Raw genomic sequence first — 16461 nt, forward strand, 5'->3', positions numbered from 1 at the left:
TGCTGGGCGCGGCGGTGCCGCAGCCGGCGGAGGCGCTGCCGGCGGATGGGGAGGTGCAGCTGCGGGCGGCGGTGCGGCCGGGCGCGCGGGCGCCGCAGGCGGCGCGGCCGCTGGTGGTCCCTTCGGCGGCTGCTTCGGTTTTCCGTCAGGGCCGGTCTCTTGTGGCTGCGCCTGCGCGACGACAAGCGGCGGCGCGCCTTGTGCATGCGATGCGGAGCTTGCGAATTGCATCGCGGTCAGAGCCGTGGTGGCAAGCAGCACGAAACGAAGGTTGGTCATGTGGTGAACTTCCCCGGAAGGTTCTTTGACGAAGTGTTCGGATGAACAGCTACGCGTTAGGCCGGATTGTGGCGGACGAAGCGGACGCGGCCCGATTTATTTCTGCACGCAAATCACCTCACTATGGTGACGTTCATTGCGCATTCAGACGCAGGTTGCAATTGCCTCGGATGTGATGCGTCGCCTCATGCGCGATCCCGCGGCGGACTTGCATCCGTCGCGGGATTCGGCGTGAGCGGTCCGTTCGGTCCGCGTGATGGAATCTCTTCAGGCATGCGGCCCGGCAATTCGTCGGGCGGCGCTGGCGAGCCGGGCTCGCGCACCGGCGGTGCGATTTCAGGCTGCGGATTGCTCGGCGGAATCCCCGGCGGCGGTTCGGTGGGCGTACCGGGCGTCGACGGCGGTATCTCGGGCGGCTCGATCGGCATTACATAGAGACCTTGCGGTTGTCGCCGAGATCGGGGCGCGTGTTCGTCACCGCCGCGGCCGCCATCTTCACATAGGAAATCACGGTGCCGGGCGAGTCCCAGAACTCGGCATCGTCAGGCGTGACCTTGAGCACGCGGATGTTCGGATCTTCCGCAGAGTCCCACCACGCCTTGGCCGGCGTCGAGAACAGCTCCTTGATCTTGGCACGGTCATTGGAGATCATTGCGGTGCCCGTCAGCGACACGTATTTCTGGCTGCCGGCATCTGCGAACGACAGGTTGATGGACGGATTGCGCGCGATCTCCTCGTCCTTGTGACGCCGCGCGTCGGTGAGGAAATAAATCGTGTTCGCGTTGCGGTCGAGATAGGCGCTCATCGGCCGCGCGCGGAGCTTGTCGCCATCGCGCGTCACCAGCATCGCGAATCCGATCGTCTTCATCAGATCCCATACGCGGTCGACGTCGCGGGCATTGTCGTTGGCCATGTCGTGCTCCTTCTTGCAAGGGACGACAACGGCGCGCGCGGAACGAGGTTCCGGCCGAAGGATGGAACTTATCTATTCCGGCGCGTGGCAAACCGCCTCGATGTTGTGTCCATCAGGGTCGAGCACGAAGGCGCCGTAATAGGTCGGATGGTAATGCGCCCGGATGCCCGGCGGCCCGTTGTCGCGCCCGCCCGCTGCAATCGCCGCCTTGTAGAACGCGTCCACCGTGGCGCGGTCCTTCGCCAGAATTGCGACATGCACCGGCTTGTTCAGCGCGCCCTCGCCGCCGATCCAGAAATCCAGCTTGCCGTCGGCGCCGAAGCCGGCGGCTGGATCGTGTCCAGTCTGCTCCTGCGTGACCTCCATGATCAGGCTGTAGCCGAGCGGCGCCAATGCCTTGGCGTAGAACGCCTTGGCGCGCTCATAGTCGGAGACCGGGAAGCCCATATGGTCGATCATTCGTAACCTCCGTTGTTCGTCGTCAGCGCGACAGGAACGTATTGCTCCGCGTCTTGCGCGCAACCACGAAACCGCGCGCGACCATGTCGGCGATACAATCGTCCCGCCATTCCTTTTGCGACAAATGCTCGATTACCACCGCGCGCGGCCATAGCGATTGCGGCGCGTCGCGGAAGAAGCCGATCAAAACGCGATCCTCGAAGCCCTCGACGTCGATCTTCAGCGCGTCCACCTTGGTGACGCCGGCCTCGCCGAGGATGCGCGTCAACCGCAGCGAGGGCACCTTGATGGCCTCCGCGCTGGCCGTGCCAGTGACGACATGCGTGGCACCGAGATTGCCGCCGCCGCTCTCGATCATCAGCTCGCCGTCGCTGTCGCCGGCGGCCGCCTGCACCAGGCGCACCTGCGTCGCTTTCGACGCGGCCTGGTTGAACGACAGCCGTCCAAACGTCATCGGATGCGGCTCGATGGCGATCACTTTGCCTGATGGCCCGACCTGTCGCGCCATCACCAGCGCGAAGGTGCCGACATTGGCGCCGATGTCGACGAACACGCCGCCCTCCGGGGTGTGCTGGCGCAGGAAGTCGAGCTCGTCGAGATTGTAATCGGGATTGAACAGCGCGCCGCGCTCGGTGGCGCTGCCCTGGTGATAGAAGCGGAACGATGCGCCCTGGTAATGCATGTCGATGGGGCCACCGCGCAGCAGGTTCACCAATCGCGACAGCCACGGCCGGAACGCGCCGCGCTTCAGCCCCGATTGTGTCGCGAGGCGAATGATCGCGGCCTGCGCCGCGTTCGGCGCAAACGCGCCGAACGGCGCGGACGAAGGGGCATTATCGGTCGCCAAGTCAAAGTCCTCGTTGCAAGCGGCGCATGCATAGCCGGTTTTGCCGGGGACTCCAACGCTCGATCCGGGCAACAATCTCTGGGTCGTCCCGGCCTTCGCCGGGACGACGAAGAAAAGAGACCGCCCCTCACGCCGCCTTTTTCGGCGCCTTGCGCTGGCGCAGGAAGCGGCCGAGCAGCTTGCGCTTGCCCTTGCGCGGGATCAGGTCGATATCGCTGACGAGTTTTGCGCCGCCCTTGCGGCGCTCCAGCACGATCTTGCGGCTGTGGAAGGCTTCCAGCTCGACACGATGCGCGACGCTGACGATGGTGGCCTTCGGCAGTTCGTCGGTGATCATCTTCATCATCTTGTCCTGGCTCTTCTCGTCGAGCGCCGAGGTCGCCTCGTCGAGCACGACGATATCCGGGTTGTGCAGCAACAACCGCGCGAAGGCGAGGCGCTGCTTCTCGCCGCCGGACAGCGTCTGGTCCCAGGGTGCTTCTTCCTCGATCTTCTCCTTGAGATGCTCGAGGCCGACCTTGTGCAGGGCCTCGCCGATCTCCTCGACCGTCCAATCGTCTTCCGCGCCGGGATAGGCGACGGCACGACGCAAGGAGCCCGACGGCACGTAGGGTCGCTGTGGCAGCATGAACAGCCGCCGGTCGGGATGGAAATTGACGCTGCCGCCACCCCATGGCCAGAGCCCGGCGATGGCGCGCACCAGCGTGCTCTTGCCGGTGCCGGATTCGCCGGCCACCAGCAGCCGCTCGCCACGCTCGATCACCACCTCGGTCTCGCCGACCACGGCGGTGCCGTCATCGAGCGTGACGGAGAGATCCTTCAGCTCCAGCATGGCGTCATTGCTGGTCTCGCCGCGCTTGATGCGGCCGAAGCCGTCGCCCAGCTCGGCGCGCTCGAGGCCGTCGAGCGACATCATCAGCGAGGCGACGCGGCGAGCGCAGGCATTCCAGTCGGCGAGCCGCGGATAATTGTCGACCAACCAGCCGAACGCGCTCTGCACGATGGTGAAGGCGGAAGCCGCCTGCATCACCTGACCCAGCGTCATGCTGCCGTCGAGGAATTTCGGCGCGCACAGCAGAAGCGGCACGACCGGCGCAACGAGGCTCGATCCCTGCGACACCAGCGTGGTGCGCATGTGCTGACCCGCGAGCCGCGCCCATTGCCGCAGCACGTTGGTGAAATTGCGGTCGATGCCGTCGCGCTCCTCCTCCTCGCCGCCGAGCAGCGCGATGCTCTCGCCGTTCTCGCGCACGCGCGTCAGCGTGTAGCGGAAATCGGCCTCAGCCTGGTTCTTGTCCTCGGAGACCTGCACGAATTGGCGGCCGATCACCAGGATCGAGCCCGATGCGATTCCCGCATAGAGCATCGCGGCGATCACCAGGAAGCCGGGAATGGTCACCGACGATCCCGCAAGGGTGACGGTGAGCGCGCCGCCGATGGTCCAGAGCACGACGATGAAGGTCACGGCCGACAGCAGCGCGGACGTCACGCCGGCGAGAAAATCCACCGGAGAATCGGTCGCGACGCGCAGATCCTCCGCGATCCGGTATTCCGGATTCTTGTGGTCGCCGCTGACGAGATTGAGCTGGTAATAGCGGCCGTTGCCAAGCCAGCGCGTCAGCACGCTTGCCGTCAGCCACGCCCGCCAGCGCCGCTGGATGCCCATGCGCGCGAACACTTGTGCCACGCCGAGCACGATGCTGCCGATCGCGAGCGGGAAGAATACCGCGGTGAGATGGAAGACGGTGGACGCCTCGCGCTTCTCGATCGCGTCGAAGATCGCCCGATTCCAGACATTGATGCCGTATTGGAAGCCGACGGTGAGGACGATCAGCAGGCCGAGGCCGACGGAGTAGAGCCACGCAAGCCGGTCGCCGTTGCCGCCCCAGAAGCCGTGCGCGCTGATCCAGAAGCGGGTGAGGAGATAGTCCTTGCGGGCCTGCTCGGCCTCTTCAGGCGACAGCTCCGGGTCGGGCTCGACCAGCTCGGGCGGCGGCGGAGCCACTTCCCCGCCGGTCTCGCCGATGATTTCGACGATGGGCGGCTTCTTGCCCGATTCGCGTTTTCTGACCGGCTTTTGCATGGCCGGATAACGCAAGCTAAATCAAAAGGTTCCCGTAGGTTCCGGGCGTCAGCTCACTCGGCGGCGCCGTCGCGCACCCGGCGCCGCGCGACCCGGTGCAGCACGCGCGATAGCTGATCGATCGCGTAGGGCTTCTGCACGAGCTCGAAATCGACCTTGCCGTCCTGGGACAGCGCCTCGCTGTAGCCGGTGGTCAGCACGACCGGCACGCCGATGCCGCGGTCGCGGACCGCCTGCGCGAGATCGAGCCCGGTCATGCCGGGCATCACGATGTCCGAGAAAACGACATCGAAGCGATCGGCATCCATGACCAGCTCGGCGAGTGCATCGGTTGCGTTGTCGATCAGCGTGACGCTGTAGCCGAGCTCGGTGAGGCCGTCGGCCGCGAAATTGGCGAGTTCGATATTGTCCTCGACCAGCAGCACCGACATGCCGCTGCCGGCCACGGCCGGGGCCGTATTCGGTGCCTGCCGCTGCGGCAGCAAATCCGGCGCCACGCGCGGCAGGTAGAGCGAGAAGGTGCTGCCGTGGCCGACCTCGCTGGTGACTGTCACCTCGCCGCCGGACTGCCGGGCAAAGCCGAACACCTGCGACAGGCCGAGACCGGTGCCGTGGCCGATCTGCTTGGTGGTGAAGAACGGTTCGAAGATGCGCTCGAGCCGCGTAGCCGGAATGCCGATGCCGGTGTCGCTGACGGCAATGCCGACGAAACCGTGTTTGCCAGCAAGGTCATGGCCGCCTGAAAGATCAGGGCTGCCCGAGACGGGAGCCCGCGTGTCCGCAATGGTCGCTGCGGCCTCGACGTTGAAGACGATCCTGCCCTTGCCGTGCATGGCATCGCGCGCATTGGTCGCCATGTTGATCAACGCCGTCTCGAACTGGCTTGCATCGGCATTGACGAGGCAGGGCTCGGCCGGCAGCCGCATCGCGATTTCGATCGCGGGTCCGAGCAGCGTCGCGAGCATGTCGTGCAGCGACTGCAACCGCGCGCCGACGTCGAACACCTCCGGCTTCAAGGTCTGGCGGCGCGCGAAGGCGAGCAGCTGCGATGTCAGCTTGGCTGCGCGCCCGACCGCGTCCGCGATGGCGGTGATGTAGCGCTGGCGCCGCTCCTCGCTCAGCTGCGGCCGGTTCAGCAGGTCGACCGAGGCGCGAATCACGGTCAGGAGGTTGTTGAAGTCGTGAGCGACGCCGCCGGTGAGCTGGCCGAGCGCCTCAAGGCGCTGGCTGTGCTTGAGCGCCTCCTCGGCTTCGCGCCGCGCGGCGGCCTCGGCCTGGAGATGCTGGGTGCGCCGGAACGCGAACGCCAGCAGCAGAAACAGCAGCGCGGTGGCGGGAATGCCGAACACCAGATGCTGGCCCATGGTGGCGAACCAGCGCGCGCGGATCGCCGAGGTCTCCAACCCCGCGCTGACATAGATCGGGTATTCGGCGATGCGTCGGTAGCCGATGCGGCGCTCGACCTCGTCCGATGGCCAGGCAATGGTGATGAGGCCATGCTCGGGGTGAGCTGCGATGCTGCGGCCGACCGGCCCGTTAGGATCGAGCCTGAGGTCGCGATCCAGCCGCGGAAGATGCGCCAGCACCACGCCGTCGGTGCGTCCCATGGCGAGGAAGCTGCCGGGGTCGGAGCCGATCCGGGCATAAAAGCTCTCGAAATATTCCGGCAGGACGGAGGCCTGGATCACGCCGATGAAGCTGCCGTCGTCGGAGCCGCGGCGGCGGCTGACCCCGAAGAAGCGCGCGCCCTGATAGGGCTGGCGCGGCGTCAGGGGAACGCCGATGTAGCTGCCGATGGTCTGGTCGACATGGGCGGCAAAGTAATCACGGTCCGCAAAGCTCTGCGCCGGCGGCGGCGATGCCAGGCTGTTGACCAGCGACTTTCCGTCCGCATCGAAGATCCAGGCCGATTTGAGCTGCGGCAGCGAATCGGACAGTTGCTTCAGGCGGCGGTGCAGGCCCGGTTCGCGCGAGCGGATGATGTCGTCGGGCATGCCGCGCACCACCTCGTTGATCTCGGCGAGGCTGCGGTCGATGGTCTCGAACACCTTGAGCGCATGCTCATGCGCGACATCGAGGGTGCGCTCGATCTCGCGGTCGGCGATATCTTTCGTCGAGGTGTAGGAGATCGAGGCGGCGATCGCGAACAGCGCAATCGGCAGCGCCAGGGACGCAGCCATCATCCACTGCAGCAATCTCAGCGAATTGCGTTGTGCGCCCTGCACGGTCGCTCCGGTCCCACGCCGGTGAGCTTACTTGAATTTCGCGCCGGGAAGAAAGCGGCTTGTGGCGGGAATCAGAGGTTGCAACCCGCCGGCTTGCCGCGTAGGGCTGAGGTAAAATCTACTGGAAGATGCGCCCGCCGTAGAATGCCCCGGCCGTGCCGGCCGGGGATCGCAGCATGAATGACGCCTAGATCTGGCGCTCGACCATCTTGAGCTTGAGCTCGGCGATGGCTTCCGCCGGGTTGAGGCCCTTCGGGCAGGCCTTGGCGCAGTTCATGATGGTGTGGCAGCGATAGAGGCGGAACGGGTCCTCGAGATTGTCGAGCCGCTCGCCGGTCGCCTCATCCCGCGAATCCGATACCCAGCGGTTGGCCTGGAGCAGCGCGGCGGGACCGAGGTAGCGCTCGCTGTTCCACCAATAGCTCGGGCAAGACGTCGAGCAGCAGGCGCAGAGGATGCATTCATAGAGGCCGTCGAGCTTCTCGCGGTCTTCGTGGCTCTGCTTCCATTCCTTCTGCGGCGTCGGCGAGGTCGTCTTCAGCCACGGCTCGACCGAAGCGTACTGCGCGTAGAAATTGGTGAGGTCGGGGATGAGGTCCTTCACGACAGGCTGGTGCGGCAGCGGATTGATCTTCACCGCGCCGTCCTTCACGTCGTGCATCGAGCGGGTGCAGGCCAGGGTGTTCTGGCCGTCGATGTTCATCGCGCAGGAGCCGCAGACGCCTTCGCGGCAGGAGCGGCGGAAGGTCAGCGACGGGTCGATGTTGTTCTTGATCCAGATCAGGCCGTCCAGCACCATCGGCCCGCAATCATGAGTGTCGACGTAATAGGTGTCGACGCTCGGAGTCTTGCCGTCGTCCGGATTCCAGCGATAGACGCGGAATTCACGGACCTCAGTCGCGCCCGCGGGCTTCGGCCAGGTCTTGCCGCCTGATATCTTGGAGTTCTTCGGAAGTGCGAATTCAACCATTTCGATAAAGCTTTCGCTGTTCGCTCAGTACACGCGCGCCGTTTAGTAAACGCGAGCTTTGGGCGGGATGTACTGGACGTCGTTGGTCATGGTGTAGTCGTGAACGGGGCGGTACTCGATCTTGACCTTGCCGGAATCTTCCAGCCAGGCCAGCGTGTGCTTCATCCAGTTCTTGTCGTCGCGCTCGGAGAAGTCCTCGCGGGCATGCGCGCCACGGCTCTCGGTGCGGTTGGCGGCCGAGTTCATCGTCACCACCGCCTGCGAGATCAGATTGTCGAATTCGAGCGTCTCGATCAGGTCGGAATTCCACACCAGCGAGCGGTCGGATACGGCGATGTCGATGATGCCGCGATGGACCTTCTCGATTAGGTTCTGGCCTTCGCTCAGGATGTCGCCGGTGCGGAACACCGCGCAATTGTTCTGCATGACGTGCTGCATGCCTTCGCGCAGCTTCGCGGTCGGCGTGCCGCCGGAGGCGTAGCGGTAGTGGTCGAGCCGGCCGAGCGCCAGGTCGGACGAATTCGTCGGCAATTCCGGCTGGCTGGCGTTCGGCGTGAGCTTCTCGGCGAGGCGCAGCGCCGCGGCGCGTCCGAACACGACGAGGTCGATCAGCGAGTTGGAGCCGAGGCGGTTGGCGCCGTGCACGGAGACGCAGGCGGCCTCGCCGATCGCCATCAGGCCGGGGATGATGGCGTTGTCGTCGCCGTCCTTCTTGGTCAGGACTTCGCCGTGATAGTTCGTCGGGATGCCGCCCATGTTGTAATGCACGGTCGGCACAATTGGGATCGGCTCGCGCGTCACGTCGACATTGGCGAAGATCTTTGCGGATTCCGAGATGCCCGGCAGGCGTTCGGCCAGCACCGCGGGATCGAGATGGTCGAGATGAAGGAAGATGTGGTCCTTCTTCTTGCCGACACCGCGACCTTCGCGAATCTCGATGGTCATCGCGCGCGAGACGACGTCACGCGAGGCCAGATCCTTGGCGGAGGGCGCATAGCGCTCCATGAAGCGCTCGCCCTCGGAGTTGACGAGATAGCCGCCTTCGCCGCGCGCGCCTTCGGTGACGAGACAGCCCGAACCGTAGATGCCGGTCGGGTGGAACTGCACGAACTCCATGTCCTGCATCGGCAGACCAGCGCGCAGCACCATGCCGCCGCCGTCGCCGGTGCAGGTGTGCGCCGAGGTGCAGGATGCATAGGCGCGGCCATAGCCGCCGGTGGCGAGGATCACGGTCTGGGCGCGGAAGCGGTGCAGCGTGCCGTCATCGAGCTTGAGCGCGATAACGCCGCGGCAGGTGCCCTGGTCGTCCATGATCAGGTCGATGGCAAAGAACTCGATGAAGAACTCGGCCGCGTGACGCAGCGACTGGCCGTACATCGTGTGCAGCATGGCGTGGCCGGTGCGGTCGGCGGCGGCGCAGGTGCGCTGCGCCTGGCCCTTGCCGTAGTCCATGGTCATGCCGCCGAACGGGCGCTGGTAGATCTTGCCGTCTTCGGTGCGCGAGAACGGCACGCCCCAATGCTCGAGCTCGTAGACCGCCTCGGGCGCGTTGCGCACCATGTATTCGATCGCATCCTGGTCGCCCAGCCAGTCCGACCCCTTCACGGTGTCGTACATGTGCCAGCGCCAGTCGTCCTTGTGCATGTTGCCGAGCGACGCCGAGATGCCGCCCTGCGCCGCGACGGTGTGCGAGCGGGTCGGAAACACTTTGGTGATGCAGGCGGTACGAAGACCGGCTTCGCTGCAGCCGACCACGGCGCGCAGGCCTGCGCCGCCGGCGCCGACCACGACGACATCATAGGTGTGATCTTCGATCGGATAGGCTTTGCCGTTGGTGGCGGGAGCGCCGTTGCCCTTGCCATTGGTCTCTGTGGCCATGGGTTTAGACTCCGGAGGAAAGTTTCAGGATCGCGTAGGTCGAGGCGAGCGCCACGGCGAACGAGAAGAAGTTGTTGAGCATGATCGAGGTGAGCTTCAGCTTCTCGTTATGGATGTAGTCCTCGATCACGACCTGCATGCCGATCTTCATGTGCCAGGCGCTGGCGAAGATGAAGAGGAGCAGGATCACCGCGATCGGCAGCGAGCCGAGGATCTGTGCGGCACCGGCCTGGTTGCGGCCAAGCAGCATCATCACGATCACGATCACGGGGATCATCAGCAGCGTCATGGCGACGCCGGTGATGCGCTGGCGCCAGAAATCGGAGGTGCCCGAATGCGCCGCGCCGAGATTGCGCACGCGGCCGAGCGGGGTGCGCATGGAGGAGCCCTTCGGGGCGCCGTGGGATTCGTCGAAACTCATCGTCCGCCTCCGATCGCGTAGGCGATGATCCAAATGAGGACCGTGAGCACGATGCCGCCGATCAGGGCGCCCCAGGTCAAGGCCTCGCGCTCATTGGCCTTGAAGCCGTAGCCGAGGTCCCAGACGAAATGCCGGATGCCGCTGAGCATGTGGTGCATCAGCGCCCAAGTGTAGCCGAACACGATCAGGCGGCCGATGATGCTGCCGGTGAAGGCCTGGACGTGGCTATAGGCGGCGGGGCCGGAGGCCGCCGCAATCAGCCACCAGGCCAGCAGCAGCGTTCCGGCGTAGAGGGCAATTCCGGTGGCGCGATGGACGATGGAAAGCGCCATCGTCAGGGTCCAGCGGTAGGTCTGAATGTGCGGCGAAAGCGGTCGTTCGATCCGTGCGGTCATGGGCTTCAATTGCTTTGTTGCGGCCCAGCATGGGGCGCGCGGGGATCGCGAAAGGTCGGCTCTATTTACGGAGTCGATTTCACCTGCGCAATCACCAAATCGCCATAAACCGAACTTGAGTTCAGCTCTAGGCCCTTGATGTAACAAGGCCAATCGTCCGCTTGGTATACCAGGGCGATGGCGCACCGTCTAAAGACAGAACACAAATTCATCTCTTGCGGGAGAGCTGCGGCACATTGAAATTACTATTGGAACGGCTCCAAGCTGCCGCGGGCCGCCCAGGGTTCGAACCAGTCAATTCATGTCACCGAACCGGCAGCGATGGTCGGCGAGCAATCGCCATTTTCCGCCAAGCGCACCGATTTTTCGCGAGACGGGCGGATATGCGCAACCTGCATCCCACCCCCGACCGGCGATGCGGCGGTCGACCCGACAAATCAGATCGCCTACAGCTTTCCGGGCAGCCAGTCCGGACGCTTGTCTCGGAGCCGCTGCGATCGCCGGGGCAGATCAGGGGTGATTGCAGGACTTCATATCAAGGAGATCGCCGAGCTCGCGCTGCTGCTGATCGCAACCGGCGCGCTCTCCGGATTCTTGGCCGGCGTGTTCGGCATCGGGGGCGGCGCGATTCTGGTGCCGGTGTTCTACGAGTGCTTCCGCATCGCCGGTGTGCCGCTCGAGGTGCGCATGCCGCTCTGCATCGGCACTTCGCTCGCTGTCATCATTCCGACCTCGATCCGTTCGTTCCAGGCGCACTACAGGCGCGGCGCCGTCGATCTTGCGATCCTCCGGGTCTGGTGGCTGCCGATCCTGATCGGCGTCGTCGCCGGCAGCGTGGTCGCGCGTTACGCGCCGGAGCGACTGTTCAAGATCGTGTTCGTCGCCGTCGCTTGGTCGGCCGCGGTACGGCTGATCTTCGCGCGCGAGAGCTGGAAGCTCGGCGATGATCTGCCGAAGGGCCCCTTGATGCGAATCTACGGCTTCTGCGTCGGCATTTTGTCGACGTTGATGGGCATCGGCGGTGGCCTGTTCTCGAACCTGCTGATGACGTTCTACGGCCGCCCGATCCACCAGGCAGTGGCGACATCGTCGGCGCTCGCGGTCTTGATCTCGATCCCCGGCGCGCTCGGCTACATCTATGCCGGTTGGCCTGCGGCGGTGAGCTACCCGGCCGTTGCAGCCCTGCAGGTCCCGTTCGCGCTCGGTTACGTCTCGCTGATCGGCGCGGTCCTGGTGATGCCAATGAGCCTTGTGACGGCACCGCTCGGTGTGAAGGCTGCGCATGCAATGTCGAAGCGGACGCTGGAAGTCGCGTTCGGGTGCTATCTGTTCATCGTCGGCAGCAGGTTTGTGATGAGCCTGGTGGGTGGGCACTAATTGACGGACCGGTCCTTCAATCTCACTTCGCTGTGGCCCCACATTTGAAGATTGCCTTGCGCCTCCAGGAGGTCGGCCTCAACCAACGCCTGAATGCGGGCCGCAAAGACCTCAAAATCGACGGGAGCCGCTAGCGCTTCTTCCTTTTCGACCCTCTCAACCGCGCAGTACAGGACCATTGCGAACTTCTGCCATCGCGACTTCATGACAGAGAAAATGACGCGATCCAAATCGGTCTCCAGCACAGAGGACGGAAGTGAAACGTCTTCCCACCGGAGTGTGCTGTCGATGGTGGCAGGCCGTCCCGGCGGTTCAAGATCCGGAAATCGCTTGTAGATCAATCGCAGAAGCTTGAATTGCAAATGGAAAACCGCCGTTACGAGCGGATCTGCAAACAGCTTTCGGCCGTCATCGCCAACATCGACGATCGCGGCCTCCGCTCGCCGGAATGCTGCGGCGGCATCGAGCAGGTGCTTGTGTATCTTCTTAGCTTGCTCTCGGTTCATGTCCCCCCAGCCCGGAGCAGTTGCGCCCCTATTTCTTCGCGTAAAGATCCTTGTACGTATCCCGCAGCACGTTCTTCTGCACCTTGCCCATGGTGTTGCGCGGCAGCTCGTCGACCACGAAGACCCGCTTGGGCATCTTGAACTTGGCCAGCCGGCCGTCGAGCGCCTTCAGCACCGCGGCCTCGGTCACATCGGCGCCCTTGTTGCAGACCAGCACCGCCGTGACGCCCTCGCCGAAATCAGCGTGGGGCACGCCGATCACGGCGGATTCGATCACGCCGGGCATGGCGTCGATCTCGCTCTCGATTTCCTTCGGGTAGACATTGAAGCCGCCGGAGATCACGAGATCCTTGCCGCGGCCGAGAATATGGACGTAACCCTTGGCGTCGATCTTGCCGAGGTCGCCGGTGATGAAGAAGCCGTCGTCGCGGAATTCCGCCTTGGTCTTCTCCGGCATGCGCCAATAGCCCTTGAACACGTTCGGGCCCTTGACCTCGATCATGCCGATTTCGTCACGGGGCAGCTCCTTGCCGGTCTCGGGATCGGTGACGCGTACGGACACGCCGGGGAGCGGAAAGCCGACCGCGCCGGGCACGCGCTCGCCGTCATAGGGATTCGACGTGTTCATGTTGGTCTCGGTCATGCCGTAGCGCTCGAGCACCGCGTGCCCCGTGCGCGCCGACCATTCGCGATGGGTTTCGGCGAGCAGCGGCGCCGAGCCCGAGACGAACAGCCGCATGTGCTTTGTGGTTTCGCGCGACAGCGCAGCGTTCTGGAGCAGACGGGTATAGAACGTCGGCACGCCCATCAGCACCGTGGCACGCGCCATCAGCTTGATGATCAGATCCGGGTCGAGCTTCGGCAGGAAGATCATCGATGCCCGCGCAAACAGCGTCACGTTGGTCGCCACGAACAGGCCGTGGGTGTGGTAGATCGGCAGTGCGTGGATCAGCACGTCCTTGTCGGTGAAGCGCCAGAAGCCGACGAGCGAGAGCGAGTTCGACGCCAGATTGTCGTGGGTCAACATCGCGCCCTTGGAGCGGCCGGTGGTGCCGGACGTGTAGAGGATCGCGGCGAGATCGTCGTTTGCGCGCGCCACCGTGGTGAATTCGCTGCTCGTCTTGTCGGCGGCGTCCGTCAGCGAGCCCTTGCCGTCAGGCCCGAGCGTCTCGACTTTGGCCTTCACCTTGGCGGCGATGGGGGCGAGGCCCTCCGCCTTGGCGGGATCGCAGACCACCAGCGAGGGCTCGGCATCGCCGATGAAGTAGTCGAGCTCGTTGAGCGTATAGGCGGTGTTGAGCGGCAGATAGACTGCGCCGGCCCGCACCGTGGCCAAATACAGCACGATGTTGGTCACGGACTTCTCGACCTGCACCGCAACGCGGTCGCCGGGCTTCACGCCGCGTGCGACCAGCACATTGGCCATCTGTCCGGCCCGGGCGATCAGATCACCATAGCTGATGCGGACCCCGTCATGCGTCTCGATCGCGAGGCGCTTCGGATCGTCGAGGCCGTCGAACAGGCGGGAAAACAGATTGGCGTTGGCAGCTTGGTTCATGCAAGATTTCCTCGACCGCAAGGCTTGACCGCAACGATCGTCAGAGGCCGGTCAAAACCGAGGGCTGGATTAGCAAAAACCGCCCCGATGAAGCAACGGAGACAGTTTGCATGACCAAAAACGGGAAACGCGTGGCCTGGGTGACAGGCGGGGGCAGCGGGATCGGGGAGGCCGGCGCCGAGGCGCTGGCGGCCGACGGCTGGACGGTGGTGGTTTCGGGCCGGCGCAAGGACGCCCTGGATACCGTGGTCGCGAAGATCGCCCAGACGGGCGGGGCCGCCGAGGCCATCGCGCTGGACGTGTCGGTCGCCGCCGCGGCCCAGAAGGCGGCTGATCAAATCGTTGCGAAGCACGGCCGGATCGACCTGCTGGTGAACAATGCCGGCATCAATGTCCCTAAGCGGAGCTGGAAGGACATGGAACTGGAGGGCTGGGACCAGCTGGTCCAGGTCAATCTCAACGGCGTGCTCTATTGCATGCGCGCGGTGCTGCCGACGATGCGCAAGCAGCAGGACGGCTCCATCATCAACGTCTCGTCCTGGGCCGGCCGCCACGTCTCGAAAATGCCGGGCCCGGCCTACACCACGACCAAGCATGCGGTGCTGGCGCTGACGCATTCCTTCAACATGGACGAATGCGTCAACGGCTTGCGCGCCTGCTGCCTGATGCCGGGCGAGGTGGCGACCCCGATCCTGAAGCTGCGCCCGGTGGTACCGAGCGAGGAGGAGCAGGCCAGGATGCTGCAATCCGAAGATCTCGGCCGCACCATCGCGTTCATCGCGAGCATGCCGGCGCGGGTGTGCATCAATGAACTGCTGATCAGCCCGACGCATAATCGCGGGTTTATCCAGACGCCGCACAACAGGGATTGAGCGGCAGGTAGATCGTCGAGGCGCGTCATTGCGAGCGAAGCGAAGCAATCCAGCGGTGCATCCGCGGTGGCAGCCTGGATCGCTTCGTCGCTTCGCTCCTCGCAATGACGCCCCCCACGGAGAACCACGCACTTAGTTTCACCCATCACAAAGAAGTTTTGTTCGAAACCGCTTCGCAAACGCTCCCGTAGTTCGAGCCAACGACGGCGCTGCTGCTTCACACTCGCAGGTCGCAGCCACTGTTGTTGCCCAACTCGAACGCCGGCAATCGCCGGTCACAATCCAATCGGGAGACCCTCCATGTCGAAGCGTATTGCCTATCTCACCGCTGCGGCCTTCAGCGCGCTGGCCATCACCGCGACCGTCGTCGCGCCCGCCCGCGCCGAGGAAAAGACCGTCATGGTCGGCGGCGCCGCGATGTTCCCGTCCAAGAACATCGTCCAGAACGCCGTCAACTCGAAGGACCACACCACGCTGGTGGCGGCGGTGAAGGCGGCCGGCCTGGTGCCGACGCTGGAAGGCAAGGGTCCGTTCACGGTGTTCGCGCCGACCAACGCCGCCTTCGGCAAGCTGCCGGCCGGCACCGTCGACACTCTGGTGAAGCCCGAGAACAAGGCGACGCTGACCAAGATCCTCACCTACCATGTCGTGCCCGGCAAGCTCGAGGCGTCCGACCTCACCGACGGCAAGAAGATGAAGACCGCCGAAGGCGAGGAGCTGACGGTGAAGAAGCAGGACGGCAAGGTCTGGATCCTCGACGCCAAGGGCGGTACCTCGATGGTGACGATCTCCAATGTCAACCAGTCGAACGGTGTAATCCATGTGGTCGACACCGTGCTGATGCCGGCGACGTAAACACCGCGCCGTCCGGCTTCATCCCCGAACCGGATGCGACGAAATGGCGAGCCGGGGGTACCCGGCTCGCTTTATTGTGACCACGATAGCCAGCCGACATGGATTCGATGCCGAACAGGGCGTAACGAAAGCGGAAGCATCGGCGTATAATTGCTGTCAGACGATGTTCAGGACGGAACCGCCATGTCGAGCCTCACAGTCACCGACGAGCAGGTCAGCGCCACCCCGGCCAAAGTGATCCAGCCGGCCTGGGTCCGGGTCATGCACTGGATCAACGCTTTCGCCATGATCCTGATGATCCTGTCGGGTTGGCAGATCTACAACGCCTCGCCGCTGTTCGGTTTCAGCTTTCCGCGCGAGTACACGCTCGGCGGCTGGCTCGGTGGCGGCCTGCTCTGGCACTTTGCGGCGATGTGGCTCTTGATGATCAACGGCCTTGCTTATCTCGTCACCGGTTTTGCCACCGGCCGCTTCCGGAAAAAACTGCTGCCGATCACCCCATCCGGCGTGCTCCACGACGTCAGGGCTGCGCTGACCTTCAAGCTCGGCCATGCCGATCTCTCCGTCTACAATTACGTCCAGCGCGTGCTCTATGCCGGCATCATATTGATCGGCGTGATCATCGTGCTGTCGGGGCTGGGAATGTGGAAACCGGTGCAACTGCACTGGCTCGTGTCCCTGTTCGGCGACTATCCGACCGCGCGCTACATCCATTTCTTCTGCATGGCCGCGATCTGCGCCTTCCTGGTCATTCATGTTTTACTCGCGCTGCTGGTGCCGAAGAGCCTGCGCGCGATGATCATCGGCCGTTGAGTGGAGAGAG

16 protein-coding genes and 1 pseudogene are annotated in these 16461 nt (G+C 64.4%); 4 read left to right on the forward strand and 13 right to left on the reverse strand.

The window, feature by feature from the left end:
• The 11 genes and pseudogenes from ACIPUD_RS32515 to sdhC form a co-directional block, all read right to left on the reverse strand.
• Window positions 1-279 (reverse strand): annotated as a pseudogene (locus ACIPUD_RS32515) (OmpA family protein); the annotation flags it as partial.
• 185 nt (window positions 280-464) lie between these two features.
• Window positions 465-707 (reverse strand): hypothetical protein, encoded by a 243-nt coding sequence (locus ACIPUD_RS32520; RefSeq protein WP_018459772.1) that lies wholly within the window; start codon window positions 705-707, stop codon window positions 465-467.
• A complete protein-coding gene (locus ACIPUD_RS32525) occupies window positions 707-1192 on the reverse strand; it encodes a pyridoxamine 5'-phosphate oxidase family protein (protein WP_018459773.1) in 486 nt (161 codons plus the stop codon). The genes ACIPUD_RS32520 and ACIPUD_RS32525 overlap by 1 nt, the downstream gene beginning before the upstream one ends.
• A 72-nt stretch (window positions 1193-1264) precedes the next feature.
• Complete coding sequence (locus ACIPUD_RS32530; protein WP_446482271.1) at window positions 1265-1651, reverse strand: VOC family protein; 387 nt, start codon at window positions 1649-1651, stop codon at window positions 1265-1267.
• Between the two features lie 22 nt (window positions 1652-1673).
• Entirely contained in the window at window positions 1674-2498 is an 825-nt protein-coding gene (locus ACIPUD_RS32535; protein WP_446482272.1) for an FkbM family methyltransferase, read from the reverse strand.
• A gap of 127 nt (window positions 2499-2625) precedes the next feature.
• Window positions 2626-4581: an ABC transporter ATP-binding protein/permease gene (locus ACIPUD_RS32540; RefSeq protein ID WP_446482273.1), complete on the reverse strand. Its 1956-nt coding sequence runs from the start codon at window positions 4579-4581 to the stop codon at window positions 2626-2628.
• 53 nt (window positions 4582-4634) lie between these two features.
• Window positions 4635-6806: a hybrid sensor histidine kinase/response regulator gene (locus tag ACIPUD_RS32545; RefSeq protein WP_368509005.1), complete on the reverse strand. Its 2172-nt coding sequence runs from the start codon at window positions 6804-6806 to the stop codon at window positions 4635-4637.
• A gap of 187 nt (window positions 6807-6993) precedes the next feature.
• On the reverse strand, window positions 6994-7776 hold the full coding sequence (locus tag ACIPUD_RS32550) for a succinate dehydrogenase iron-sulfur subunit (RefSeq protein ID WP_018459776.1): 783 nt from the start codon (window positions 7774-7776) through the stop codon (window positions 6994-6996).
• Between the two features lie 42 nt (window positions 7777-7818).
• Window positions 7819-9654, reverse strand: a complete 1836-nt coding sequence (sdhA, locus tag ACIPUD_RS32555; protein ID WP_377828691.1) for a succinate dehydrogenase flavoprotein subunit — start codon at window positions 9652-9654, stop codon at window positions 7819-7821.
• Between the two features lie 4 nt (window positions 9655-9658).
• Window positions 9659-10075, reverse strand: coding sequence for a succinate dehydrogenase, hydrophobic membrane anchor protein (sdhD, locus tag ACIPUD_RS32560; RefSeq protein WP_446482274.1), 417 nt, complete (start codon window positions 10073-10075; stop codon window positions 9659-9661).
• Window positions 10072-10470: a succinate dehydrogenase, cytochrome b556 subunit gene (gene sdhC / locus ACIPUD_RS32565; protein WP_018459778.1), complete on the reverse strand. Its 399-nt coding sequence runs from the start codon at window positions 10468-10470 to the stop codon at window positions 10072-10074. Before sdhC ends, sdhD begins: the two co-directional genes overlap by 4 nt.
• 516 nt (window positions 10471-10986) lie before the next feature.
• Between sdhC and ACIPUD_RS32570 the strand changes: the two genes are divergently transcribed.
• Window positions 10987-11847: a sulfite exporter TauE/SafE family protein gene (locus ACIPUD_RS32570; protein ID WP_446482275.1), complete on the forward strand. Its 861-nt coding sequence runs from the start codon at window positions 10987-10989 to the stop codon at window positions 11845-11847.
• Here ACIPUD_RS32570 and ACIPUD_RS32575 read toward each other — a convergent pair.
• Together ACIPUD_RS32575 and ACIPUD_RS32580 are read right to left on the reverse strand one after the other, a co-directional pair.
• Window positions 11844-12353, reverse strand: coding sequence for a hypothetical protein (locus tag ACIPUD_RS32575; protein WP_204512880.1), 510 nt, complete (start codon window positions 12351-12353; stop codon window positions 11844-11846). The two genes, ACIPUD_RS32570 and ACIPUD_RS32575, sit on opposite strands and share 4 nt — an antisense overlap.
• 28 nt (window positions 12354-12381) lie before the next feature.
• On the reverse strand, window positions 12382-13911 hold the full coding sequence (locus tag ACIPUD_RS32580; protein WP_018459781.1) for a malonate--CoA ligase: 1530 nt from the start codon (window positions 13909-13911) through the stop codon (window positions 12382-12384).
• A 110-nt stretch (window positions 13912-14021) separates the two neighbouring features.
• Between ACIPUD_RS32580 and ACIPUD_RS32585 the strand changes: the two genes are divergently transcribed.
• The 3 genes from ACIPUD_RS32585 to ACIPUD_RS32595 all read left to right on the forward strand — a co-directional run bounded on the left by ACIPUD_RS32585 (window position 14022) and on the right by ACIPUD_RS32595 (window position 16451).
• Complete coding sequence (locus tag ACIPUD_RS32585; protein WP_018459782.1) at window positions 14022-14783, forward strand: SDR family oxidoreductase; 762 nt, start codon at window positions 14022-14024, stop codon at window positions 14781-14783.
• A 300-nt stretch (window positions 14784-15083) separates the two neighbouring features.
• Window positions 15084-15638, forward strand: a complete 555-nt coding sequence (locus tag ACIPUD_RS32590) for a fasciclin domain-containing protein (protein ID WP_018459783.1) — start codon at window positions 15084-15086, stop codon at window positions 15636-15638.
• A gap of 183 nt (window positions 15639-15821) precedes the next feature.
• A complete protein-coding gene (locus ACIPUD_RS32595) occupies window positions 15822-16451 on the forward strand; it encodes a cytochrome b/b6 domain-containing protein (protein WP_204512877.1) in 630 nt (209 codons plus the stop codon).
• Window positions 16452-16461 lie beyond the last annotated feature (10 nt).

Source organism: Bradyrhizobium sp. CAR08 (assembly GCF_052871955.1).

Coding starts and splice junctions, on each gene's coding strand:
- ACIPUD_RS32520 (WP_018459772.1), bottom strand. CDS start 707: ATGCCGATCGAGCCGCCCGAGATACCGCCGTCGACGCCCGGTACGCCC.
- ACIPUD_RS32525 (WP_018459773.1), bottom strand. CDS start 1,192: ATGGCCAACGACAATGCCCGCGACGTCGACCGCGTATGGGATCTGATG.
- ACIPUD_RS32530 (WP_446482271.1), bottom strand. CDS start 1,651: ATGATCGACCATATGGGCTTCCCGGTCTCCGACTATGAGCGCGCCAAG.
- ACIPUD_RS32540 (WP_446482273.1), bottom strand. CDS start 4,581: ATGCAAAAGCCGGTCAGAAAACGCGAATCGGGCAAGAAGCCGCCCATC.
- ACIPUD_RS32550 (WP_018459776.1), bottom strand. CDS start 7,776: ATGGTTGAATTCGCACTTCCGAAGAACTCCAAGATATCAGGCGGCAAG.
- sdhA (WP_377828691.1), bottom strand. CDS start 9,654: ATGGCCACAGAGACCAATGGCAAGGGCAACGGCGCTCCCGCCACCAAC.
- sdhD (WP_446482274.1), bottom strand. CDS start 10,075: ATGAGTTTCGACGAATCCCACGGCGCCCCGAAGGGCTCCTCCATGCGC.
- sdhC (WP_018459778.1), bottom strand. CDS start 10,470: ATGACCGCACGGATCGAACGACCGCTTTCGCCGCACATTCAGACCTAC.
- ACIPUD_RS32575 (WP_204512880.1), bottom strand. CDS start 12,353: ATGAACCGAGAGCAAGCTAAGAAGATACACAAGCACCTGCTCGATGCC.
- ACIPUD_RS32580 (WP_018459781.1), bottom strand. CDS start 13,911: ATGAACCAAGCTGCCAACGCCAATCTGTTTTCCCGCCTGTTCGACGGC.
- ACIPUD_RS32585 (WP_018459782.1), top strand. CDS start 14,022: ATGACCAAAAACGGGAAACGCGTGGCCTGGGTGACAGGCGGGGGCAGC.
- ACIPUD_RS32590 (WP_018459783.1), top strand. CDS start 15,084: ATGTCGAAGCGTATTGCCTATCTCACCGCTGCGGCCTTCAGCGCGCTG.
- ACIPUD_RS32595 (WP_204512877.1), top strand. CDS start 15,822: ATGTCGAGCCTCACAGTCACCGACGAGCAGGTCAGCGCCACCCCGGCC.